Consider the following 21,579-nt stretch of genomic DNA (forward strand, 5'->3'; position numbering starts at 1 on the left):
GCCGGGGCGGGGTGTGGCCGCCGGGCTGCTCCGCGTCACTGCGGAGGCCCGGCGGCCGGCCGCCGTTCCCGGCCTCACCCTCGGAAGGCGCGGGAACGGGCCGCCGGCGGGGCGGACGGAAGCGGGTTGGTCAGCCCGGCCGGCGGAGGTCGGTGGGCGCCGGCCGGCTTGTCCGAGCTGGCGCACTGCGATTGTTAGCGTTAACAATCTCAGTGTCAAGAGGTCGGCCGTGTCGACCCGTGTCCCCGGGTCGGCCGGCGGCGGCGCGTGCTCGGACACTCGTCCGGGAGCCGGCGCGGCGACCGGGCGCAAGGCCGCCCGGAGCAAGGGCGGGGGCGGGGCACGGCCCGGGCTCCGCGCACGGGGCTCAAGGTGCTGGGCTCAGCATGTAGGACTCAAAGTGCCGGGCTCAGCGTGCCGGGCTCAGCGCGGGGCGGGCCCGGCGTGCCGGGCTCAGCGCGGGGCGGGCCCGGCGCTGCGGCGAAGCACCATCTCGGGCGAGATCAGGACGTGGCTGCGGGCATGCCCGACTCCCGCCAGTTCCTCCACCAGCAGCTCCAGCGCCCGTCGGCCCAACTCGCCGAAGTCCTGGCGCACGGTGGTGAGCGGCGGGGTGAAGTACGCGGCCTCGGGGATGTCGTCGAACCCGACCACACTGATGGCGCCGGGGATCGTCCGCCCCGACTCGTGCAGCGCCCGCAGCAGACCGAGCGCCATGTGGTCGTTGGCGCAGAACACCGCGCTGACCTCCGGATCCGTGGCGATCCGCAGGCCGGCCTCGTACCCGGAGCGGGAGCTCCAGTCGCCGCTCTGCACCTGTGGCACCGGCGCGCCGGCCGCCTCCAGGGCGCGGCGCCAGCCGTCCTGCCGGGCCCTGGTCTCCAACCAGCCGGCCGGGCCGGCGACATGGTGCACGGTCTCGTGCCCGAGGTCCAACAGGTGCCGGGTGGCGGCGAGCGCGCCGGCCTCGTTGTCCACGGCCACCATCGGCACCCGTGACTGACTGCCCGAACCCACCGCGACCACCGGCACCGTGCTGGAGAGCTTGGCCACCGCGCTGACGGCGGAGATCTGCGGCGCGATGACGACGATGCCCTCGACGCTCTGATCACGGAGGCGGTCCACCGCCTCCTGGAGCGAGCGGCTGTCCAACGATCGCAGGCTGGCCACGCTGACGAAGTACCCGGCACTGCGGGCCGCCTGCTCGATGCCGTCCAGCATGGCGGCGGGCCCGTACAGCGCGCTCGCGAAGCTGACGACGCCCAGGGTCTGGGAGCGACGGGTGACCAGCGCGCGGGCCGCCGAGTTCGGCCGGTAGTCCAGCTCGCGGATGGCGGCGAGCACCCGGTCCCTGGTGTCGGGGCGTACGTGCGGCGCTCCGTTCAGCACCCGTGACACCGTCTGGTGGGACACCCCGGCGACCCTCGCCACGTCCGCCATGACGGGCTGGCGCGAATCCGGCTCGGCGCTTCCTGCTGCCACTCGTGGCCCCCTTGTCGGCTCGGCACCACGACTCTCTCATGTGTGCTGCCGAGAGTGTATTTGTGCACGCTAACAAAGCAAGGAGCGGGCACTGCTCGCGAACCGGACACGAACGGGCTTCCCTGCGACCACGCTCACCCGGCCGGACTCCCGGGCTCGACCGCCGCCGGGTCGACCGCTGCCGGGTCGACCGCTGCCGGGTCGACCGCTGCCGCCGGGCCGACCGCCGCCGGGCCGAGCAGACCGAGCAGGCCGCGCATACGCGCGTATTTCGCGGTCAGCCGGGCGGCGGTCCGCTCGTCGAGGGCCGCGAGCCGCACCGGATCGGCGTTGTGGGCCAGGTCCGCCTGCTTGACCAGCAACGCACCGGGCGTCGCCAGGATCCGGGCCGCGTAGTCCTGCTGCGGCTCCCCCGACCGCTTGGTGAGCGCCCCGACGATCGCCTTGACCTGCTCGGGCAACCGCGCGGCGTCCAGCCACTCCTGGGACAGCGCGTCGTCCTCCACCGCGTCGTGCAACCACGCGGCGGCGATCTGCTCCGCACTGCCGCCTCGCTCGCGCACCCCGCGCGCCACGGCCGCCAGGTGCTCGGCGTACGGCCGGCCCGCCTTGTCGACCTGGCCGGCGTGGGCCCGGCGCGCGATCGTCTCCACCTCGGTAAGGCTCAGCACTCCCATGGCCGCCATGCTAGCCAGCGCTCCGGCGCCGCCCGGCCGCGCGGGTCGGTGGCGAGGCCCTGGTCCGCCGGTGTTCGGCTTGCCGGTGTCCGGTCCGCCGGTGTCCGGTTTGCCGAACCGGCAACGGATTTTGTCGGAGGACCGGGGCGACCCGCAGCATGGCGGCAGGCGGGAGCAACGGCGGAGAGATCTCCTCCGGCCCGCAGAGCACGTCCCGCGGACACGAAGGAGTCACCCCCTGATGATCGACGACGACACCGCTTCCGGCCAGGAGTTCTGGGACGCCCGCTACCTGGAGAGCGAGCGGATCTGGAGCGGCGAGCCGAACGCCGCACTGGTCCGGGAGGTGGACGGCCTCGCGCCCGGCCGGGCGCTGGATCTGGGCTGCGGCGAGGGCGGGGACTCCATCTGGCTCGCCCGACAGGGTTGGCTGGTCACCGCGACCGACATCTCACAGGTCGCGCTCGACCGCGCGGCACGGCACGCCGCCGACGCCGGTGTCGGCGACCGCGTCGAGTGGCAACGGCACGACCTGGGCGCGTCGTTCCCGGCCGGCCTCTTCGAGCTCGTCTCGGCCCACTTCCTGCACTCACGCGGCGAGCTGCCGCGCGAGGAGATCCTGCGGACGGCCGCCTCCGCGGTCGCGCCGGGCGGGGTACTGCTCGTGGTCGGCCACTCGGGGGCGCCGCACTGGGAGCAGCCCGGTCACGGGGACGTCCACCTGCCCGGGCCGGAGGAGGTCCTGGCGCAGCTCGCGCTCGCGGACGGGCGGTGGGAGGTCCTGGTGTGCGCGGAGCACGAGCGCAGCCAGATCGGCCCGGACGGGAAGCCCGGCAGCCGGACGGACAACACCGTCAAGGTGCGGCGCCTGACCGTGTGACCGACCGCCCCCGAGCGGGCGCGGGCCGGACCAGGTGCGGGACGGCGATCGCCCGCTCCAGTGGACCAGCACCGGGTATCTGGTCGCCGTCGCGAACCTGCTGGTCCTGGCCGGGAGCCTCGGCGACCGCTACGGCCACCAGCGGCTCTTCGCGATCGGCGCCACCTCGGCCGGTATCGGTCTGGCTCCCGGAATCGGCTGGGTGGATCGGCCTGCGGGTCGCGCAGGGGGTGTTCGGCGCCCTGCTGCAACCCGCGACGCCGGGAATGCTGCGCGCCGCGTAGCCGCCCGAGCGGATCGGCATGCCCATCGCGCTGCGGACCAGCGCCACCGGCCTGGCGGCTGCGGCGGGCCCGGTCGTCGGCGGGGCCCTGGCCGGCCAGTTCGGGTGGCGGTCCGTCTTCCTGCTCAACGTCCTGCCGGCGCTGGCGGTAGGCGTCCAGGCACTCGCCGTACGGGCCCCGGCGCACCCACGGGCGGCGGCCACCCGGCTCGATCCGTCGGGTGCCGCACTGCTCGCGGTGGCCCTGTTCTGCATGGTGGACACCCTGGTCGGCCTCCTCCAGGACGGAACGACTCTGCCGGCCCGCCCGCAGTCGGCGGCGGGAGCGCCGCCGACGCGTTCCGTGCCCGCGATGGCCTCGACCCTGTCGGTGCTCGCGGCAGCCGCCGGGCTCGGAGCTCTGCTCGCGGCGGGCCTCCCCCGCCGCGAGTGGAGCACCACGCTGGAGGGCGCGGGCTCGGAGGGCTGTCGTCCGGGCCCCGCACCACCGGGCTCGCACCCGGGCAGCCAGGCCGGTCAGGCCGGTCAGGCCGGTCAGTAGATCAGATAGGCGGGCCGGTGCCCTTCGTCGTCGATCTCACCGGTGACCTGCGAGCGCAGCTTGCGGGAGAGGTTCTCCAGCGCACGCGCCGCCGCCATCTCCTCGCCGATCCGGGCCAGCGGCCGGTCGTCGGCGCTGCGCACGGCCTCCCCGTGGGCGTTCAGGCCCGGTGCCCGCGCACCCACCAGGCGTGCCTCGCACGCCGTGTGCACGCCGTCCTCCTCGAAGCTCAACTCCACGTCCCACTGGTTGTGCATGCCGCACCTCCTGGCACCGTGCCCCACTGTGACACCGCTCCCACCAGCGTGCGCCCGGCCGGGCCCGGCGACAAGCCCGCGCGGCGCCCCCGGTCCGGCCACCCGGTCCCGACACTCGCGCGCCCTGTCCGGCCGCCTCGCCGGCTCGGCTCCCGACGGCTCGGCCGCTCCGCCCCACCCGCACCGGCACGCGACCCGCGCGCCGGTGGCGGAACCGGCCCCGCCGGGCCCCCGGCGGTAGGCTGACGACAGCGCGTCGCGGCATCGGTCCGGGTCGGACCGGCACGGGCGCGGCGCGGCCGCGAGCCGTTTGGGTGGTTCTCCGTGGCGGTCTTCCTCCTGGCGCTCGGCGCGGCTTGCTGCCTGGGTCTGGGGTTCGTCCTCCAGCAGCAGGCGGCCCAGCGGGCACCGCGTGCCGACCTGCTGCACTGGCGCCTGCTGCTCGACCTCCTCCGGATGCCGCAGTGGCTGCTCGGCACCGCGTTCATGGTCGGCGGCCTGGTGCTCAGCGCTCTTGCCCTGGACAAGGGCGAGGTCTCGCTGGTGGAACCACTGCTGGCCACCAATCTGCTCTTCGCGATGGGCCTCTCCCGGGTCCTCACCCGCCAGTCGCTCGGCCGCTCCGGTTGGGCCGGCGTGGTCCTGCTCGGCGTCGGCGTGACCGCCTTCATCGTGGCCGGCCAGCCGCAGGGCGGCGGCACCCCGGCCGGCGCCCTGCGGCACTGGCTGACGGTCGGCATCATCAGCGGCCTGAGCCTGCTGCTGGTCTCCTCCGCCCGCCGGATGCCGCTGCTGGAGGAGGCCACCCTGCTCGCGCTGGCCGCCGGCCTGCTGTACGGCCTGCAGGACGCCCTCACCCGGACGGTGGCCCAGCGGCTGGACACCAGTGGCGTCGCCGAGGTGCTGCGTACCTGGGAGCCGTACGCGGTGCTCGCGGCCGGGGTGGTCGGACTGCTGCTGGTGCAGTCCGCCTTCGAGGCCGCGCCGCTGCGGATGTCGCTGCCGGCCCTCACCGCCGCCCAGCCACTGACCGGCATCGCCTGCGCGGTGGCCTTTCTCGGCGACCGGTTACGGGTGACTCCGGGCGCCCTGGCCTGGGAGGCGGCCGGGTTGCTCTGCATCGTGGTCGGCGTGGTGGTGCTCGGCCGCCACCCGGCCATGCCGGGCTCCGCGAAGCAGCCGTGAGACCGCTGTGCCGCAGTCGGGGAGCGGCGCGGCCCGAGACCGCTGTGCCGCAGTAGTGGAGCGGCGCGGCGCGGCCCGCAGTCGTGGAGCGGCGCGCCCGCAGCCCGAGCGGCCGCCGGGCAGGGGCGGGCGGGGGTGGGGGTCGGCCCGGGCCCCGGCCGGAGGAAGTGCGGGCGGGGAAGGGCAGCCGGGCGGGAATGTCACCGCAACGGCCGCAGCGCCCGCGGTTCGGCTCCGCGCTCCGGCGGCCGCCGTCCTATCGTGGTCGCTGGCCGGCCGCCCCTGCGGACCGGTCGCGGCGGGAGGCCCCGATGTGCTGGAGTGCCGAGGCGGACCTGGTGGCGGGCGTCGTCGTCAGTGGTCTCGGGCTCGCCTGTCTGGCAGCCGTCCGGCGCGCCGGACAGTTGCCGCTGGCCGCACTTCCGCTGGTTCTCGGCATCCACCAGCTGATCGAGGCGGCGGTCTGGCTCGGCGCGGAGGGCCGGATCGGGCCGGACGCGGCCCAGTGGGCGCGGACGGCCTGGGCGGTGATCGCGCTGCCACTGCTACCGGCCCTCGTCGCGGTCGGCGTCCAGCGCGCCGTACGGTCCTCCGAGGGGCGCCGGTTACGCGCGGCTCTGGCCGTCGTCGGGGTCGCCGTCGCGGTGCCGCTGGCGTTGGTGGTGGCAGGCCATCCGGTCGCCGCCGAGGAGCACGGGCACACCCTGACGTACGCGGTCGGAATCCCCTACGCGCCGGTGCTGCTGAGCGGCTACCTGCTGGCGACCGTCGGCTCACTCCTGCTGAGCGGCGACCGCCGGCTGCGGCTGCTCGGCCTGCTGACCGCCGGCGGCGCGGCGCTGAGCGCGCTGCTGTGGCGACTGGCCTTCGCGTCGACCTGGTGCGCCCTGGCCGCGCTGGTCAGCGTCGTCCTGCTCCAGTGGGTACGCCACGACGGACACCCCGAGGCGCCGGTGCTGGACGCCCGGCCCGCTCCGGAGCGCACAGAACCGAGCGGACCGAACCGACCGGACTGACCGGGCCGACCGGGCCGACCGGGCCGACCGGGCCGACGGTCGAGTCGGCCTGCCGCTCGGATCGGACTGGATCGGATCGGATCGGATTAGGCGAACGAACACGCTGTGGCCTCGGTCACCTGTGCCCGACCTCACATCGGCCCGCCCGCGCCACCGGGGATCCCTCCCCACCAGGCACTTTGTTGACGAACGACCGCCCACTGAGCGGCTTCCGCCGATCCAGGAGGTTGCGCCGGGCGGCCTCGCTGCCGCAGGCTCCTCCTTCATCGGGCTCGCATCCGCTCCTGCCGGCGAGGGAGCCCGCCATGGTGACGGGGGGGTAGGAAAGGTGCCCCACAGGATGTTCAATCACGCGAAACACCGCCGGACCAAGCCGGTTTCCTGGAAGTGGGCCGTGGCCGGGATCGCCACGGCCGCAGTGGCGGCCGGCGCGACCACCTGGGCCGTCCAGTCCCAGGCCGCGACGACTCCGGTGGTCGTCGACTCCCTGACCCTCAGCTCCGGCTCGCCCTCGACGGCCGGCCCGGTGGCCGCGACCGCCAGGGTCCACGCCACCGAGCAGATCGACCTGCAGAGCCTGACCATCGCGGTACGGGCGGCGAACGGCGCGAACTACGACTTCCCCGGAGCGATCCGGACCACCCTGGGCGGCACGCAGACGACGTTCACACCCGGCCACCGGACCTTCCCCGCCGGGCGGTACACGTACTTCGTCGCCTACCGGGCCGGCAACGTCTGGAAGCAGCTGAGCCCGATCGGCACCTTCACCTCGGGCAGCACGACGCCGACCCCCACCCCCACGACCCCCACCCCCACGGCTTCCACCTCGGCGAGCGCGACCCTGCCGACCACGCCGGCCCCCACCACGACGGCGGCTCCCGGCCCGACCGCCACGACAGCCGCGACCGCCGCGACCGCCACCAGGACGCCGAAGCCCAGCCCCTCGCCGACCGCCACCCGGCGGCCCACCGCGAGCACGGCGACGACCGCCACCGGGGCCCCGAGCCCCGAGCCGACGCCGAGCCCGAGCCCGACCGCAACGGCGAGCCCGAGCGCGGCCCCGACCGCGTCCTCGTCGCCCTCCCCGTCCGGGTCGCCGTCGGAGTCCCCGTCACCCTCCGCATCGCCGTCGCCGTCCGTATCCGCGTCCGCGTCCGCGTCCCCCACGCCGAGCGCCTCCCCCTCGGCAGTGGCCCGATCGGCATCCTCGGCTGCGGGAGTCCCGTCCTCGCCGACGAGTGCGTCGGCTCCGCCGTGGATACCCGCCGGCGGACTCCCGACCGGCTGAACCGCCCCTCCCCCAGCACGGATCGGCCCGCTCACCTCCCCTCCCCCAGCACGGATCGGCCCGATCACCGCCCGTCCCGCCGTACCCGATCCCGGCCCCCGCCGGGCCGGGCGCGGCGGGACGGTCGTGTCCGGACCTCCGCGCCCGGCCGCCGCCGTACCGGGCGCGACCCCGTTCGAGCAGACTGTGCGTCACATGGAGCACGCCGCGAGCAGGTTGTCCGTACCGAGGACTGGGACGGGTCGTCGCGTACCGGACGCGGCGGGCCTATCCTGATCGACGACCGGGAGCGATCAAGGAGCGCGGAGGCAGCCATGGCCGAGAACACGTGGATGAACCAGTCGGCGGAGGACATCCGGCCGCCCAGTGACCTGCGGCCCGAAATACCCCACCCCGCACGGATATACAACTACTTCCTCGGCGGCAAGGACCACTTCCCCGCCGACCGGGCGGCCGCCGAGCAGGTGCTGGCCTTCGCGCCCAACACTCCCTCGGCCGCCCGCGCCAACCGGGCCTTCCTGCAGCGGGCCGTGCGGTACGTGGCCGGTGAGGGCATCACCCAGTTCCTGGACATCGGCACCGGCATCCCGACGGCGGGGAACACCCACGAGGTCGCCCAGCAGGTCGATCCCGGTGTCAAGGTCGTCTACATCGACAACGACCCGATCGTGCTGGCCCACGCCCGCGCCCTGATGGCGGGCCCCGGCCACGGCGCGACCACCGTCCTCCAGGCCGACCTGCGCGACCCGAAGTCGATCCTGGCCGACCCCCGGGTCCAGGAGGCGATCGACTTCGGGCAGCCCGTCGCGCTGATGCTGGTGGCCGTCCTGCACTTCGTGGACGACGAGCAGGACCCGCAGGGCATCGTCGCCACCCTGCTGGACGCGCTCGCCCCCGGCAGTTTCCTGATCCTCTCGCACGCCACCGGCGACTTCGACCCGCCGGAGCACGCGGTGGCCGGCAAGGCCGCCTACCAGAAGGCCGCCGCTCAGGTCAGCCCTCGTACGCATCCGGAGGTGCTGCGGCTCTTCGACGGCCTGGAACTGCTCGAACCCGGCGTGGTGGCCGTGCCCAAGTGGCGTCCGGAGGACGCGGAGGCGGCCGAGGCCTGGGCCCCGGGCTACGCGGGGGTCGCCCGCAAGGGCTGATCCGTCGGGCCGGGCTCCACGAGCCGATCACCCGAGGGGCGGCGGAGCGGACCGGGGGCGCGGAGGCACCGCGCAGCGGGCCGGGATTCGCCGCCCCGCCCGCGCCCGCTCCCCGCCCGCGCCCGCTCCCCGCCCGCCCCCGCCCGGCCGGCGCGCCCACCCGGCCGGAGCCGCCGACCCGGCCTAGACTGGGCGCCATGCCCCGGCTCAACGGCGAGGTCCAGGCGCTGCTCCAGGAGTACGCGGACCTCATCTCGATCACCGGCGGGGACGCCTTCCGGGCCCGTGCCTACGAGAAGGCCGCCCGAGCGGTCGGCGAACACCCGCAGGACGTCGCGGGGCTGGACGTCAAGGGGCTCCAGCAGATCCCCGGGGTCGGGAAGTCCACCGCGGAGAAGATCGCGGGCTATCTGGCCACCGGGCGGATCGAGCAGCTGGAGCAGCTGCGCGCGCGGATCCCGTCCGGGGTGCGTGAGGTGATGAGCATTCCCACGGTCGGTCCGAAGAAGGCCATGGCGCTCTTCCGCGACCTCGGCATCGGGTCGGTCGAGGAGCTGGCGCAGGCCATCCGGGCGGATCGGCTGCGCGACGTGGCCGGCTTCGGCGAACGCAGCGCGGCCCGGATCCTGCAGGGCATCGAACTGCGGCGGGCGGCCGGCGGGCGGGTGGGGCTCGACGTCGCGTCGGCGACCGCCGAGGAGATCGTGACGGCGCTGTCCGCCGTGCCGGGGTGTGTCCGCTGCGCGCACGCCGGTTCGCTGCGGCGGATGCGCGAGACGGTCGGCGACATCGACGTCCTCGCCGCGGCCGAGGACTCCGCACCGCTGATGGCGGCGTTCACCGCCCTGCCGTACGTCGCGGACGTGATCGGCAGCGGCCCCACCAAGACCTCCGTCCGCACCACGGCCGGCCTGCAGGTCGACCTCCGGGTGGTGCCGGTCGAGGACTGGGGGGCGGCCCTGCTCTACTTCACCGGCTCCAAGGCGCACAACATCCGGCTGCGGACGATGGCCGTGAAGGCCGGGCTCAAGCTCTCGGAGTACGGACTGTTCCAGGACGGGAAGGACGGCCGGGGCGAGGACAAGATCGTCTCGGAGTCCGAGGAGGAGGTCTACGCGGCGCTCGGCCTGCCGTGGATCGCCCCGCCGCTGCGCGAGGACCGGGGCGAGATCGAGGCGGGCCTGCGCGGCGAGCTACCGGTCCTCGTGACCGAACGCGACCTGCGGGGCGACCTGCACACCCACACCGACCTCACGGACGGGTTGGCGACGCTGGAGGAGATGGTCGCGGCGGCGGCGCGGCGCGGGTACGCGTACTACGCCGTCACCGACCACGCACCCGACCTGATCATGCAGCGGATGACCGACGAGAAAATGCTCGCCCAGCGCGAGCGTCTGCGCGAACTGGCCGGCCGCCACCGGCGGATGCGGCTGCTGCACGGCACCGAACTGAACATCGGCCCGGACGGCGGCGTCGACTGGCCGGCCGACTTCCTGGCCGGGTTCGACGTCTGCGTCGCCTCCGTCCACTCGCACTTCGGCCTGGACCGGGCGGCCCAGACCCGTCGGCTGATCCGGGCCTGCGAGAACCCGCACGTCCATGTGATCGGGCACCCCACCACCCGGTTGATCGGGCGCCGCGCACCGATCGACGTGGACCTGGACGAGGTGTTCCGGGCCTGCGCCCGGACCGGTACCGCGATGGAGGTCAACGGGTCGCCGCACCGCCTCGACCTGCGCGACGAACACGTCCTGCGGGCGAAGGCACTCGGCGTCCGCTTCGCCGTGGACAGCGACGCGCACTCCACGGCCCAGCTCGGATACCCCCGGTACGGGATCGGCACCGCGCAGCGGGCCGGGCTGACCACGGAGGACGTGATCAACTGCTGGCCCTGGCAGCGCCTGAAGCGCTTCCTGGCGAAGCCCTCGGCCCCGCAGGAGCCGTCCCGGTAGGCACGCTCCCGGCGGGAGCCCTCCGACAGAAGCCCTCCGGTGGGAATTGTCCCGATTCGTGGACGTTCAACCCTGGCGCGGCGAGGGCGGCAGGCGCATGATGGAACTGGACCTGCGAGGTGGACGAGGGAAGTTCGACCGCAGGAGGCAGTGGCGACAGATCGAGGTCTGCCGCTGGTACCTCGGTCGACGATCGAACCGAACGGCCGGAGGACAGTGATCAGGTCCGGAGGCCACCCCCCTTCCTCGCAGGTACCCGTCCGTCCGGGCCCGTCCGCCGGCCGGGGCCCCGGGCGGGCCCGGTCGGCGGACGACCCCGGCCGGTCAGCCCGGTCGGCGGACGACCCCGGCCGGTCAGCCCGGTCGGCGGACGACCCCGGCCGGTCAGCCCGGTCCACCCTCCCCCGTACGACAGTCGGGGTACGCCGGCCGGGCTCGGACGGCCCGCGCGACCGGCCGGCGCGACGGCGGGCTCAGTGGCCGAGCAGCCCGGCGAGGTCGGATCCCAGGTTGGCCACCTTGGTGAGGTCCCCGAGGTCGGTGATCGCCCCGACCGGAATGCTGTAGGTGTGCTCCTGCCGTGCCGGGGCCGGGTCGGCCGCCGCGGCGGCCGGAGTCCCGGCGGCCAGGGCCACCGCGCCGAGAACGGCGCCGGCGAGGACGAGTCGGATGACGGTACGCATCAGGACCTCCGCAGATAGGGGTGTACTGGACTGATCAACCGCCGTCGGCCGCGGTGGACACGGGTGGGGACCGACGTGCCCTCGCCGGCGCCGCCGGGCCGCTCGAACGGGCTACCCCACACGGTGGCGACGGGCCGGAACGGGTTCTGCCAGCGCCCGCGAGCCGGGGCCCGCAGGTCGGCATGGAGCGACGGGCCGGAACGGGCCCTGCCCGCGCCCGCGAGCCGTAGGATCGGGCCGTACCGAATCCGCCGGAGTGCTCAGGGGGCCGCCGTGACCGACCCCGGACCGGCCTCCGGCGACGCGCCGACCGGCCTGCTCGCGGCCGTCGGCCCGTACTTCGCCGTCCGGCAGGGCGTCCCGGGCGAGCCACCGCCCGCCGGACTCCGGCCACTGCGCGAGCTGTACGCGACCGGGCCGGGCAGCGCGCTGGCCGAGCGGATCCCGCTGGTGGCGGAGCGCCTGGGCACGGCCGAACCGCGGGTGGCCGCCTCCGTCCTGCACCTCGGGCTGGCCGCCCGACTCTGGTCCGTCGCGCTCGGCGCCGCGGTACTGGGCGCCGCCGTGCCCGACCTTCACCCCGACCGCACCCACGCGGCGCTCCCGCCCCAGGGTCCGATCGACCTGTGGCTGCCCGCCGCGGGCCCGGCGACGCGGCCGGCGTCGGCCGTCGAGCTGCGGCGCGTGGTCGTCGCGGAGAACCTGGTACCGCTCGCGGCCGCGGTCCGGTCCGTCACGCCGGTGTCCGAGGGACTCCTGTGGGGGAACGCCGCCTCCGCGCTGGCCGGCGCACTGCGCGTGTTGCACCAGCACGTCTGCGGCACGCGTCCGGCGGCCGCCCGCGCCGCCCACCGCTTCACGGACGACCTCCTCGCGCTCGATCCACTGGCCGACGCGGGCACCCTGACCTGCACCGGGGCCGCGGGGCCGCCGGCCTTCCGGCGCACCAGCTGCTGCCTGTACTACCGCGTCGGACCCGGCGCGGGCATCTGCGGCGACTGCGTGTTCGACGCTCCCCCGGCGCGGCCCGCACGGCCCTGACACCCCCGGGCATCGCGGCGGAGGTCCGGCGCGGGCGCCGCGGCCCGTGCACGCGCCGGCCGCGGCCCGGCCCGGCGGCGATCGCCCAGACCGGGGTGTGGCGAGCTGCCCGCCGCCCCGATCTGAGACGCCGTCACCCCCACCCGGAACAGGGCGCTACGCTTCCCCGGCACGGACTGTTGTCTAGACCTCTTGAGCCGGCCCCCCTCGAAGGGAAGCGTCAGATGCAGGATCACGTCCTCGACCCCGAACACCGGGATTTCGCCGCCATGGCGCGGTTGTTCATCGCCCGCGAGATCTCCCCCCACCACGCCGACTGGGAGCGGGCCGGGATGGTCGACCGGGACGTCTGGCGGGCGGCTGGGAGGGCCGGTCTGCTCGGCTTCGACGTGGCACCCGAGTACGGCGGCGGCGGCACCGAGGACATCCGCTATCCGATCCTGCTGGCCGAGGAGCTGATCCGGGCGGGCGCCAGCGGCATGGGCTTCGGCCTGCACAACGAGGTGGTCGCGCCCTACCTGAACCAGCTGGCCACACCCGAGCAGCAGCGGCGTTGGCTGCCCGGATTCTGTTCGGGCGATCTGGTCTCGGCGATCGCGATCACCGAGCCCGGCGCCGGCAGCGACCTGCAGGCGATCACCACGAGCGCCGTCCTGGACGGCGACGCGTACGTGCTCACGGGAGCGAAGACCTTCGTCACCAACGGAATCCACGCCGACCTGGTGATCGTCGCGGCCAAGACGAACCCGGCGGACCGGCTGCGCGGCGGGATCTCCCTGCTGGTCGTGGAGCGGGGCATGCCCGGATTCGACCGGGGCCGGCCGCTGGAGAAGATCGGCCAGCACGCGCAGGACACCGCCGAGCTCTTCTTCGACGAGGTCCGCGTCCCGGTGACCAACCTCCTGGGGCGGCCGGACCGGGGACTGCGACACCTGATGGAGAACCTCCAGCGGGAGCGCCTGAGCATCGCCGCCACCGCCGTGGCCGGAGCGGAGACCGTCTTCGCCGCGACTCTGCAGTACTGCCGCACGCGGACGGCGTTCGGGCAGCCGATCGGCGGCTTCCAGCACATCCGGTTCGAACTCGCCGAGATGTCCACCGAACTGGAGATCGCCCGTACCTACGTGGACCGCTGCGTTCTCGACCACAACGCGGGACGCCGTGATCCGGTCACGGCGGCCCGGGCCAAGTGGTGGACGACGGACCTGCAGAAGAGGGTGGTCGACCGCTGCCTCCAACTGCACGGCGGCTACGGCTACATGCGCGAACAGGCAGTGGCCAGGGCCTTCCTGGACACCCGGATGATGCCGATCTACGGCGGGACCAACGAGATCATGAAGGAGATGATCGGCCGCTCGCTCGGGGTCTGACGTCGACGCGGGGCCGATCCCCGGTCGGCGCCGGCCGGTCGACCGCGATCCGCCGGTCGACCGGCGCCATCAGGAGCCGGCCCTGATCCGCCCGATCGCCTCCGCGATCTCGGCGACCGTGTCGTGGTCGAAGAAGAGCTCCACCGGGATGTCCACGTTCCAGCGGGTGTGCATGAGACCGGCGATCTGCATCATCGACAGCGAGTGGCCACCGAGGTCGGCGAGGTCGTCACCGGGCAGCACCCGCTCGACACCGAGCACCTCCCGGCAGATCTCGCAGACCTCCGCCAGCAGGCCCGAGGGTCCGCGGCCGGGCTGCGGCCGCGGGGCCGGCTCGGGCGGATCGGCCGGGGTGCCCGAACCTGCCGCGGACGGCACGGCGGCGAGCGGCACGGCGGTCCCGCCCGGGGCGGCTGGGTCCGGCAGGGCCCGGCGGTCGACCTTGCCGTTCGCGGTGAGCGGGAAGCGGTCCAGCACGACCACCAGACTCGGCACCATCGACGACGGCAGCACGGTCCGGCCGAACTCCCGGACCTCGGCGGCGGTCGGCGACGGCGCCCCCGCGTCCGCCACCAGGTACGCGACGAGCGCCGGCCCGCCGGCCCCCTGCTCGTGGACCGCCACCGCAACCCCGGCGACCCCCGGCATCGCGCCCAGTCCGGCCTCCACCTCGCCGAGTTCGATCCGCCGGCCCCGGATCTTCACCTGCCCGTCCGCCCGGCCGATGAACTCCAGCAGCCCGTCCGCGCGCCACCGGCAGCGGTCGCCGGTGCGGTACATCACGGAGCCGTCGGGTCTGCCCGGCTCGGGGACGAAGCGTTCCGCGGTCAGCTCGGGCCGGTTCGCGTAACCAAGCGCCACACCGGCGCCGGCGATGCACAACTCCCCCGCCAGACCCGGACCGACCGGCACCCGGTCCTCGTCCAGCAGGTACAGCCGGGTGTTGGCGATCGGCCCGCCGATCGAGATGTCCACCACCTGCTCGGGCACCCGCCACAGGGTGGAGAGAACGGTCGTCTCGGTCGGCCCGTAGCCGTTGAACAGCGCGGCCACCCGGGCGCGCAACTCGCGCGCGAGGTTGACGGTCAGCGACTCGCCCCCGACCATCGCGACCAGCCCGGGAGCGTGGAAGCCCGCGTCCAGCAGGAGCCGCCACTGCGAGGGGACGGCCTGCATCCGGGTGATGCCGCGCTCGCGGACCAACCTGACCAGCGCGCGGGGATCACGCAGTTGTCCGTCGGTGGCGAGGACGAGTTCCGCGCCGGTGGCGAGCGGAACGCTCAGCTCCGCCATCGAGATGTCGAATCCGGCCGCGGCCACCGCCAGCCAGCGGTCCCCGGGACCGCAGGGCATCTCCTTGGCCAGCTCCAGCACCACGTTGAGCAGGGCGCGGTGACCCACCCGGACGCCCTTGGGGCGGCCGGTGGAGCCGGAGGTGTAGATGACGTAGGCCGGTGCGTCGCCGTCCGCGCCCGCCTCGGCGCGAGCGCCCGCACGCGGCTCCCCCGCCCCGTCGCCCCGGAGCCGGGCCGGCCCGTCCAGCAGGACGAGCGCCCGACCGTTCATCTCCCGTGGGTCCGCCGACTCCTCGGCGGTGAGCAGGAGTTCGGCGTTCGAGTCGTCCAGGAGGAAATCGACCCGGCCGGACGGGAGCGCTGGATCGACCGGGAGATGGACGCCGCCCGTCTTCCAGATCGCGAGCAGGCCGACGACCAGGTCGGCGGACCGCTCCAGGTGGACCGCCACCCGGCGTCCCGGGCCGACGCCGCGGCTTCGCAGCCGGTCGGCCAGCAGCTCCGCCGCCTCGTTCAGCCCGGCGTAGGTGAGTTGCTCATCGCCACAGGTCAGCGCGGGAGCTTCGGGTGTCCTCGCGGCATGCCCCTCGAAGAGTCCGAGGACGGTGGTCGCCGGCAGCACGCGGTGCGCTCCGAGGTGACCGGCAGGCGGTGCGGGGCGTGCGGGTGCGAGTGCGCTCTCGCGCATGTCTCAGCTCCAGTGATCGGTGGACGGACGCGTGGATTCTAGGGGAGGTCTGGACCATTGACGGGCCATTAGGACAGACTAGGTCTATACCAATTCAGGACGGCGGCCCGCCGGACCGGCGATTGGTGAGAGGGCTGGGATGTTCGAGAGCGGTACGATCCACACGGTGCGCTTCGAGGGCCGGGCCGAGCGCTCCGGCCCGCTCACCATGGGGCAGGCCAACATGCTGCGCTGCGTCGGGCGGGACGATCCCTCGCACATCAACATGCACGTGGTGTGGGAGCTGCCGCCCGGCCTGGGCCTGGAGCGGATCACCGAGTCCCTCGCCACGCTGCACGCCCGGCACGAATCCCTGCGCACCACCTACCCGGACGGCCCCGAGCGGCACCAGCAGGTGCACGCGGCGGGCGAGTTGACCGTGCGGGTCTGTGCGGCCCGGGGTGACGCAGCGCTCTTCGCCGAGGAGCTCGGCCTGCGACTGCGGGCCGTCCGCTTCGACCCGGCCGCCGAGTGGCCGGTCCGGGCCGCCGTGGTCACGGACGCCGGGCGGCCGGTCCACCTGGTGCTCGTGCTGTCCCACGCGGCCCTCGACGCCAGTGCGCTCGGTCTGCTGCGCCGCGAGTGGCTGGCCCTGCTCGCCGGCTCGCCACTGCCCGAACCCGCCGAGGTGCGCCCGGTGGACCTCGCGTGGATCGAGCGCTCTCCCGAGGGCCTGCGCCGGGCGGCCTCCTCGCTGCGCTACTGGGCCGGACAACTGCGCAGCGCCCCCCAGGCGATGTTCGCGGTGCCCACGCCCGCCGGCCCCGCCCGGGAGCCCGGCGAGGGCCGCACCCCGCGCCTGCGGATCCGCTCCCACGCGGCCGCGGCGGCACTGGAGGTGCTCTCCGCGCGCACCGGCGTCACCCGTTCCACCCTCGTACTGGCCGCCCTGTGCGCCCTCACGGCCCACCGCACCGGCCACCGCCAGGCACTGGTCACCACCCTGTCGGCCAACCGGTATCTGCCCGAACTGACCGACTACGTCGGCACGGTGGCCCAGGACGCGCTGCTCTCGGTGCCGGTCGACGCGGGCAGCTTCGAGGCCCTTGCGCGCAGGGTTCGCAAGAGATCCCAACTCGCCTACCCGAACAGCTGGTTCGACTCGACCGAGCTCTGGGAGGCGATCGACAGGACCGGCCACGAGCGCGGCACGCGCTACGCCCGCGACTGCGTGTTCAACGACCTCAGCCCGCTCGGGCTGGACGGCGGGGTGCTGCGCGGCGGAGCGGATCCGCGCGATCTTGACCAGGAGATCCAGCTGACCCGGCTGCCGGCCGAGCCGATCGGCGTCGAGCTGATGCTCTGGGTGTTCCGTCTGGAGGGCGAGCTCGACCTCTCCCTGTGGGCGAATCCCTCCCGGCTCGCCGCCCACGAGGCGGAGCTGTTCGGCAAGGGGATCGCCGCCCTGCTGATCGAGGCCGCCGGAGGCGACGTCCGGCTCGACGAGATCGAGCGGATCACCGGCCTCGCGGCGGTGGTGCGCGGCGCCCGCTGGCGGGTCTCGGACGGCTGCTGGATCGACCTGGACCAGCTGGACGCGCTGCTCGCGGACGTCCTGACCGCACTGCCGGGCACCGATCGGCCCGCGTTCCGGGTGTCGGCCGAACCGGACGTGGCGCTCGGCCACCGCCTGGTGTGCCATCTCGCCCTCCCCCGCCCGGCCGGGCCCGGAGCGCCGCCGGCCGCCGGAGCGGCCCCGGGCCGGTCCACCGCCGATCTGGCCCGGATCCACGCCGCCTGCGTGGCCGCGCTGCCCGGCCGCCCCAGCGTGATGGCACCGCACCACTACGTGGTGACCGACGGCGTCCCGGCCGATCCGGCCGACCCCGCCGGGTGGCGCGCGCTCCCGGTCCTGCTCGAAGGCGACGGGCGCACCGCCCCGGCCTGCTGACGGACCACCGGAGCGAACCGGCGGCGGGCTGTTCCGCGGCTCCGGGGCCCCGGCCGACCGCTGACGGCGACCGGGCCCGGTGGCCGGAGCCCCGGCCCGGAGCCCCGGAGCCGCGCATGGGAGCGCTCCCAAATCGGTCGCCTATGCTGCCACGAGGCACCAGCCGGCCGTACCGAGCGGCCGGCCCGGATCAGATCGGGCACCATGACAGCCCCCGTCATTCCCACCGGCCCCACCGGCGCCGACGAACCGGCCCCCGTCCGCTGGGGCATCCTCGCCACCGGAGCCATCGCCACCAGTTTCGCCGAGGACCTGGCCCTGCTGCCCGACGCCCGGATCACCGCCGTGGCCTCCCGCACCGAGGAGTCCGCCCGGCGCTTCGCCGACCGCCACGACATCGCCCGGGCGTACGGCGGCTGGGAGCAGCTCGCCGCCGACCCGGAGGTCGACGTCGTCTACGTCGCCACCCCGCACGCCAGTCACCACGACGCCACGGCCCTGCTGCTGGCGGCCGGGAAGCCGGTGCTCTGCGAGAAGCCGCTGACCCTCAACCTGGCCGAGGCGCAGCGCCTGGTGGCACTGGCCCGCCAGCGGGACGTGTTCCTGATGGAGGCGATGTGGACCTACCTGGATCCGACGATCCGCCGGCTGACCCGGCTGATCGCCGACGGTGCGATCGGTGAGGTGCGCACCGTGCGTGCCGACTTCGGCTTCGTCGCGCCGGCCGGCGGGTCGGGCCGGCTGCGTGACCCGGCGGCGGGCGGTGGCGCGCTGCTGGACGTCGGTGTGTACCCGGTCGCGTTCGCGCAGCTGCTGCTCGGCGCCCCGGACAGCGTCCTCGCGCTGGGCCGGGTGGCCGAGGACGGCGTGGACGACCACACCGGCATCGTGCTCGGCCATCCGGACGGGGCGCACGCCGTCCTGTCCTGCTCGATCGTCTCCGACAGCGCCCAGCGGGCCGAGATCGGCGGGACGCTCGGCCGGATCGAGATCCCCCGGGACTTCTACCGTCCGGAGTCCTTCGTGCTGCACCGACAGGGGCACGAGCCGGAGGAGTTCCGGCTCCCGCGCGGTCCCGGCCACGGCTACACCCATGAAGCGGCGGAGGTGATGCGCTGCCTTCGCGCGGGCGAGCGCGAATCCCCCCTGGTCCCGCTGGACGGGACGCTCGCGGTGATGTCGACGCTGGACACGGTGCGCCGCCGGATCGGCCTGCGCTACCCGGGCGAACCGGTCTGAGCACGCCCGGCGGGCCGGGACGTCCGCCCGGTTCCCCCTCGGTCGGGCGGCGCGTCCGGTGCGCCCGCGCCCGGCCCGCTCCACAATGGCCGTCACGGAGCAACCGGCACGGTCGGCGCCGCCCACCCGGGGCGGCCGGGTGCGGAGCGGGGAGTGCCATGCGGGAACGAACGACCGTCGCCGACGGCCCGGGGCAGCGGCTCCCGGGTCGGCCCGTCGCGCAGTCGCACAACCCGGTCGCGGGCCCTCGGCGCCGGGGCGGCGGCGAGCCGGTGGGCCCCGGGCCACGGGTACGAGCGGGCGCGCCTGCTGAACCCCGGGCTGGTGTACTGCTCGGTGAGCGGCTTCGGGGCGGGCGCCGGGGCCGCTCTGCCGGGGTACGACCGGCTGGTGCAGGCCGTCGGCGGCCTGATGAGTGTGACCGGACCGGCTCCCGGCGAGCCGGTCCGGACCGGCGTGGCACTGGTGGACGTCCTCACCGGGCTGCACGCCGCCGTGGGCGTGCTCGCCGCGCTGCGCGAACGGGAGGCCACCGGCGAGGGCCAGCACGTCGAGGTGCACCTGCTGACCTCGCTGCTCTCCGGCATGGTCAACCAGCCCGCCGGCTACACTCTGGCGGGTGCGGTGCCCGGCATCCTCGGCAACCGGCACCCGTCCATCGCGCCGTACGAGGTGTTCGAGGCCGCCGGCCGGCCGCTGGTGGTCGCCGTCGGCAACGACCGCCAGTTCGCCGCGCCACGACCGCCGCCCGCCCCGGCTCGGGGAGCACACCGCCGAGCTCACCGCCTGGCTGGACTCCTGACCGGCGCCGAGACCGCTGCCACTCCTCTCTCCGCACGAATCCGCCCCGTGCGAAAGCCTTCGGCGCGACGCCGCCCCGTACGAATCCCTTCGGCGCGAGTCCCTCTCGCACGGGCACCGATGACGGGCGGGCGGCCGCGTCCGGGCACGGCACGCCGGGGGTTCTACCGGCCCGGGAGCTCGAAGATCCCGTAGGAGAACCCGTCCGCCCGCAGCGCGCCCTCCGCGCGGTCGATGCCCCGGCTCTCCAGCGGGCGGGCGCCGGCCAGGCCGGGCAGGGACAGCGGCAGGGTGACCGCCTCCCGGCCGGGGTTGACCGCGACGAGGTACCGGTCGCCGCGCAGGTACACCAGCGGGTACCCGGCGTGCAGCACCTCCACGGTGCCCCGGGGGCCGAGGCCGGGGTGCGCCCGCCGCAACGCGATCAGCCGTCGGACCAGGTGCAGCAGGGAAGCCGGGTCGGCCCGTTGGGAGGCCACGTCGGGGCGGTCCCGGTCCGGGTCGAGTGGGAGGTAGAACCGGTCCTCGGACGCGGTGGAGAAGCCGGCGCCGGGTCCCGCGTCCCACTGCATGGGGGTGCGGGAGCCCGCCCGGTTGTAGCGCGGGCCCAGCACGCTGCCCTCGGTGTCGGGCAGCCCGGGGAGGTAGCGCATACCGATCTCGTCGCCGTAGTAGACGGCCGGCAGGGTCGGCCAGGTGAGCTGGAACGCGAAGGCGGGCCCGAGTTGTTCACGGGTGCGCGGGCCGGTGCACAGACGGGAGAAGTCGTGGTTGGCCGTGGGGAGGGCGATGTGACCCACGCCCTCGGTGAGCGCGGCGGCGGAGCGCCAGGCGTCCAGGAAGGTCTGCGGCGAGCCCTGGCCCTCGGCGTCGAAGTAGCAGGGGCCCTGCTGCCAGGCTTCGTCGACCGTCCCGGCGTTGTTGTTCCAGAGCGAGCGAAACGGCAGGCCGTTGTCCGGGCCGCCGAACTGGAGCATGAAGTCGGCGTGGAAGCCCGCCGCCACGGCCACGGCCGGGTCGCCCCACTCGGCGAACAGGGCGGCCTGGGGGTGGGAGCGGTCGAGCCAGTCCCGGAGCCCGGTCCAGAGCTTGGTGGTCTCGATCCGTCCCGGGTCGTCCTTGACCAGCGAGGATGCCATGTCGACCCGGAATCCGGCGACTCCCAGGCTCAGCCAGTACGCCATGATCTCGCGCAGCGCGGCCCGGTTGGCACGGGGGCCCGCCGCATCGACGCCCTGTCGCCAGGGCTCGTCCGGATGCGGCCTGGCATAACCGAAGTTGAGAGCGGGCTGGCAGTCGAAGAAGTTCGGCAGGTACCAGCCGGCCCGGCTCCCGGGCGAGGTGACGAAGCCCTCGGCCGGCCGGTCGGACCAGATGTAGCGATGGTCGTCCGGGTCATCGGCGGCGGCCAGGAACCAGGGATGCCGGTCCGAGGTGTGCGCGGCCACCAGGTCCAGCAGGACCCGGATGCCCCGGGCCTTGGCCGCCTCCACCAGGGCGGCGAGGTCCTCGGCGGTGCCGTAGCGCGGCGCGGTGGAGAGGTAGTCGGCGACGTCGTATCCGGCGTCCCGGAACGGCGAGGCGAAGCAGGGGTTGAGCCAGAGGGCGTCGATGCCCAGCCAGGCCAGGTGATCGAGGTGGGCGGTGACACCGGCGAAGTCGCCGATCCCGTCGCCGTCGGAGTCCGCGAAGGTCTGCGGGTAGATCTGGTACAGGACGGCGTCGTCGAGCCAGTCGGGGCCGGGTCGGGTCGAGGTCATGGGCGGTGGTCCTCCTACCGGTGTCCGGGATCGTGCCGGAGTACGGATTCTCGTCGATCCTCC

The 21,579-nt window shown here is 74.7% G+C and carries 17 protein-coding genes and 2 pseudogenes; 11 read left to right on the forward strand and 8 right to left on the reverse strand.

Annotated features, from left to right (window positions below; all coding sequences use genetic code 11):
* Window positions 1–453: 453 nt before the first annotated feature.
* Window positions 454–1,440, reverse strand: coding sequence for a LacI family DNA-binding transcriptional regulator (locus tag OG823_RS04845; RefSeq protein WP_371484307.1), 987 nt, complete (start codon window positions 1,438–1,440; stop codon window positions 454–456).
* 176 nt (window positions 1,441–1,616) lie between these two features.
* The gene (locus tag OG823_RS04850; RefSeq protein WP_371477803.1) at window positions 1,617–2,159 is read right to left on the reverse strand and encodes an HD domain-containing protein; all 543 of its coding nucleotides are present in this window, start codon (window positions 2,157–2,159) and stop codon (window positions 1,617–1,619) included.
* 241 nt (window positions 2,160–2,400) lie between these two features.
* Between OG823_RS04850 and OG823_RS04855 the strand changes: the two genes are divergently transcribed.
* Window positions 2,401–3,039: a cyclopropane-fatty-acyl-phospholipid synthase family protein gene (locus tag OG823_RS04855; protein ID WP_371477804.1), complete on the forward strand. Its 639-nt coding sequence runs from the start codon at window positions 2,401–2,403 to the stop codon at window positions 3,037–3,039.
* Window positions 3,040–3,094: 55 nt separating this feature from the next.
* A pseudogene (locus tag OG823_RS04860) lies at window positions 3,095–3,725 on the forward strand (MFS transporter); the annotation flags it as partial.
* Between the two features lie 131 nt (window positions 3,726–3,856).
* Here the strand turns inward: OG823_RS04860 and OG823_RS04865 are convergent.
* Entirely contained in the window at window positions 3,857–4,120 is a 264-nt protein-coding gene (locus tag OG823_RS04865) for a dsRBD fold-containing protein (protein ID WP_371477805.1), read from the reverse strand.
* A gap of 324 nt (window positions 4,121–4,444) precedes the next feature.
* Here OG823_RS04865 and OG823_RS04870 point away from each other — a divergent pair, with 324 nt between their 5' ends.
* Together OG823_RS04870 and OG823_RS04875 are read left to right on the forward strand one after the other, a co-directional pair.
* Window positions 4,445–5,305, forward strand: a complete 861-nt coding sequence (locus OG823_RS04870) for a DMT family transporter (RefSeq protein WP_371477808.1) — start codon at window positions 4,445–4,447, stop codon at window positions 5,303–5,305.
* 311 nt (window positions 5,306–5,616) lie between these two features.
* Entirely contained in the window at window positions 5,617–6,321 is a 705-nt protein-coding gene (locus OG823_RS04875; RefSeq protein WP_371477810.1) for a DUF6629 family protein, read from the forward strand.
* Between the two features lie 348 nt (window positions 6,322–6,669).
* Here OG823_RS04875 and OG823_RS04880 read toward each other — a convergent pair whose 3' ends face one another.
* Together OG823_RS04880 and OG823_RS04885 are read right to left on the reverse strand one after the other, a co-directional pair.
* Window positions 6,670–6,876: a hypothetical protein gene (locus tag OG823_RS04880; protein ID WP_371477812.1), complete on the reverse strand. Its 207-nt coding sequence runs from the start codon at window positions 6,874–6,876 to the stop codon at window positions 6,670–6,672.
* A gap of 162 nt (window positions 6,877–7,038) precedes the next feature.
* Window positions 7,039–7,488 carry a hypothetical protein gene (locus tag OG823_RS04885; RefSeq protein ID WP_371477813.1) on the reverse strand — a complete coding sequence of 150 codons (450 nt, stop codon included), beginning with the start codon at window positions 7,486–7,488 and terminating at the stop codon, window positions 7,039–7,041.
* A 453-nt stretch (window positions 7,489–7,941) separates the two neighbouring features.
* Here OG823_RS04885 and OG823_RS04890 point away from each other — a divergent pair, with 453 nt between their 5' ends.
* Together OG823_RS04890 and polX are read left to right on the forward strand one after the other, a co-directional pair.
* Complete coding sequence (locus OG823_RS04890) at window positions 7,942–8,757, forward strand: SAM-dependent methyltransferase (RefSeq protein WP_371484308.1); 816 nt, start codon at window positions 7,942–7,944, stop codon at window positions 8,755–8,757.
* Between the two features lie 197 nt (window positions 8,758–8,954).
* Window positions 8,955–10,709 carry a DNA polymerase/3'-5' exonuclease PolX gene (gene polX / locus OG823_RS04895; protein ID WP_371477814.1) on the forward strand — a complete coding sequence of 585 codons (1,755 nt, stop codon included), beginning with the start codon at window positions 8,955–8,957 and terminating at the stop codon, window positions 10,707–10,709.
* A 473-nt stretch (window positions 10,710–11,182) separates the two neighbouring features.
* Here polX and OG823_RS04900 read toward each other — a convergent pair whose 3' ends face one another.
* Window positions 11,183–11,392, reverse strand: a complete 210-nt coding sequence (locus OG823_RS04900; RefSeq protein WP_371477815.1) for a hypothetical protein — start codon at window positions 11,390–11,392, stop codon at window positions 11,183–11,185.
* Between the two features lie 273 nt (window positions 11,393–11,665).
* On the opposite strand from OG823_RS04900, the gene OG823_RS04905 reads away from it, so the two are divergent.
* A complete protein-coding gene (locus tag OG823_RS04905) occupies window positions 11,666–12,433 on the forward strand; it encodes a (2Fe-2S)-binding protein (RefSeq protein WP_371477816.1) in 768 nt (255 codons plus the stop codon).
* A gap of 224 nt (window positions 12,434–12,657) precedes the next feature.
* Window positions 12,658–13,803, forward strand: a complete 1,146-nt coding sequence (locus OG823_RS04910; RefSeq protein WP_371477818.1) for an acyl-CoA dehydrogenase family protein — start codon at window positions 12,658–12,660, stop codon at window positions 13,801–13,803.
* Window positions 13,804–13,872: 69 nt separating this feature from the next.
* Here the strand turns inward: OG823_RS04910 and OG823_RS04915 are convergent, their stop codons facing one another.
* Window positions 13,873–15,786, reverse strand: coding sequence for an amino acid adenylation domain-containing protein (locus OG823_RS04915; RefSeq protein ID WP_371477820.1), 1,914 nt, complete (start codon window positions 15,784–15,786; stop codon window positions 13,873–13,875).
* Between the two features lie 139 nt (window positions 15,787–15,925).
* On the opposite strand from OG823_RS04915, the gene OG823_RS04920 reads away from it, so the two are divergent.
* From OG823_RS04920 to OG823_RS04930, 3 genes and pseudogenes are all read left to right on the forward strand, one after another.
* The gene (locus tag OG823_RS04920) at window positions 15,926–17,716 is read left to right on the forward strand and encodes a condensation domain-containing protein (RefSeq protein WP_371477822.1); all 1,791 of its coding nucleotides are present in this window, start codon (window positions 15,926–15,928) and stop codon (window positions 17,714–17,716) included.
* A 204-nt stretch (window positions 17,717–17,920) separates the two neighbouring features.
* Window positions 17,921–18,955, forward strand: a complete 1,035-nt coding sequence (locus OG823_RS04925; protein WP_371477824.1) for a Gfo/Idh/MocA family protein — start codon at window positions 17,921–17,923, stop codon at window positions 18,953–18,955.
* Window positions 18,956–19,237: 282 nt separating this feature from the next.
* A pseudogene (locus tag OG823_RS04930) lies at window positions 19,238–19,690 on the forward strand (CoA transferase); the annotation flags it as partial.
* Between the two features lie 230 nt (window positions 19,691–19,920).
* On the opposite strand, the gene OG823_RS04935 reads toward OG823_RS04930, so the two are convergent.
* Window positions 19,921–21,516, reverse strand: coding sequence for an alpha-amylase family glycosyl hydrolase (locus OG823_RS04935; protein ID WP_371477825.1), 1,596 nt, complete (start codon window positions 21,514–21,516; stop codon window positions 19,921–19,923).
* Window positions 21,517–21,579: the final 63 nt, after the last annotated feature.

Origin of the sequence: Kitasatospora sp. NBC_00315, assembly GCF_041435095.1 — a bacterium.
Classification (GTDB): Bacteria; Actinomycetota; Actinomycetes; order Streptomycetales; family Streptomycetaceae; genus Kitasatospora.

Bases quoted from the DNA above. Each gene is read 5' to 3' on its own strand.
- OG823_RS04845 (WP_371484307.1), bottom strand. From the start codon at position 1,440: ATGGCGGACGTGGCGAGGGTCGCCGGGGTGTCCCACCAGACGGTGTCA.
- OG823_RS04850 (WP_371477803.1), bottom strand. From the start codon at position 2,159: ATGGGAGTGCTGAGCCTTACCGAGGTGGAGACGATCGCGCGCCGGGCC.
- OG823_RS04855 (WP_371477804.1), top strand. From the start codon at position 2,401: ATGATCGACGACGACACCGCTTCCGGCCAGGAGTTCTGGGACGCCCGC.
- OG823_RS04865 (WP_371477805.1), bottom strand. From the start codon at position 4,120: ATGCACAACCAGTGGGACGTGGAGTTGAGCTTCGAGGAGGACGGCGTG.
- OG823_RS04875 (WP_371477810.1), top strand. From the start codon at position 5,617: ATGTGCTGGAGTGCCGAGGCGGACCTGGTGGCGGGCGTCGTCGTCAGT.
- OG823_RS04890 (WP_371484308.1), top strand. From the start codon at position 7,942: ATGAACCAGTCGGCGGAGGACATCCGGCCGCCCAGTGACCTGCGGCCC.
- polX (WP_371477814.1), top strand. From the start codon at position 8,955: ATGCCCCGGCTCAACGGCGAGGTCCAGGCGCTGCTCCAGGAGTACGCG.
- OG823_RS04900 (WP_371477815.1), bottom strand. From the start codon at position 11,392: ATGCGTACCGTCATCCGACTCGTCCTCGCCGGCGCCGTTCTCGGCGCG.
- OG823_RS04910 (WP_371477818.1), top strand. From the start codon at position 12,658: ATGCAGGATCACGTCCTCGACCCCGAACACCGGGATTTCGCCGCCATG.
- OG823_RS04915 (WP_371477820.1), bottom strand. From the start codon at position 15,786: ATGCGCGAGAGCGCACTCGCACCCGCACGCCCCGCACCGCCTGCCGGT.
- OG823_RS04920 (WP_371477822.1), top strand. From the start codon at position 15,926: ATGTTCGAGAGCGGTACGATCCACACGGTGCGCTTCGAGGGCCGGGCC.
- OG823_RS04925 (WP_371477824.1), top strand. From the start codon at position 17,921: ATGACAGCCCCCGTCATTCCCACCGGCCCCACCGGCGCCGACGAACCG.
- OG823_RS04935 (WP_371477825.1), bottom strand. From the start codon at position 21,516: ATGACCTCGACCCGACCCGGCCCCGACTGGCTCGACGACGCCGTCCTG.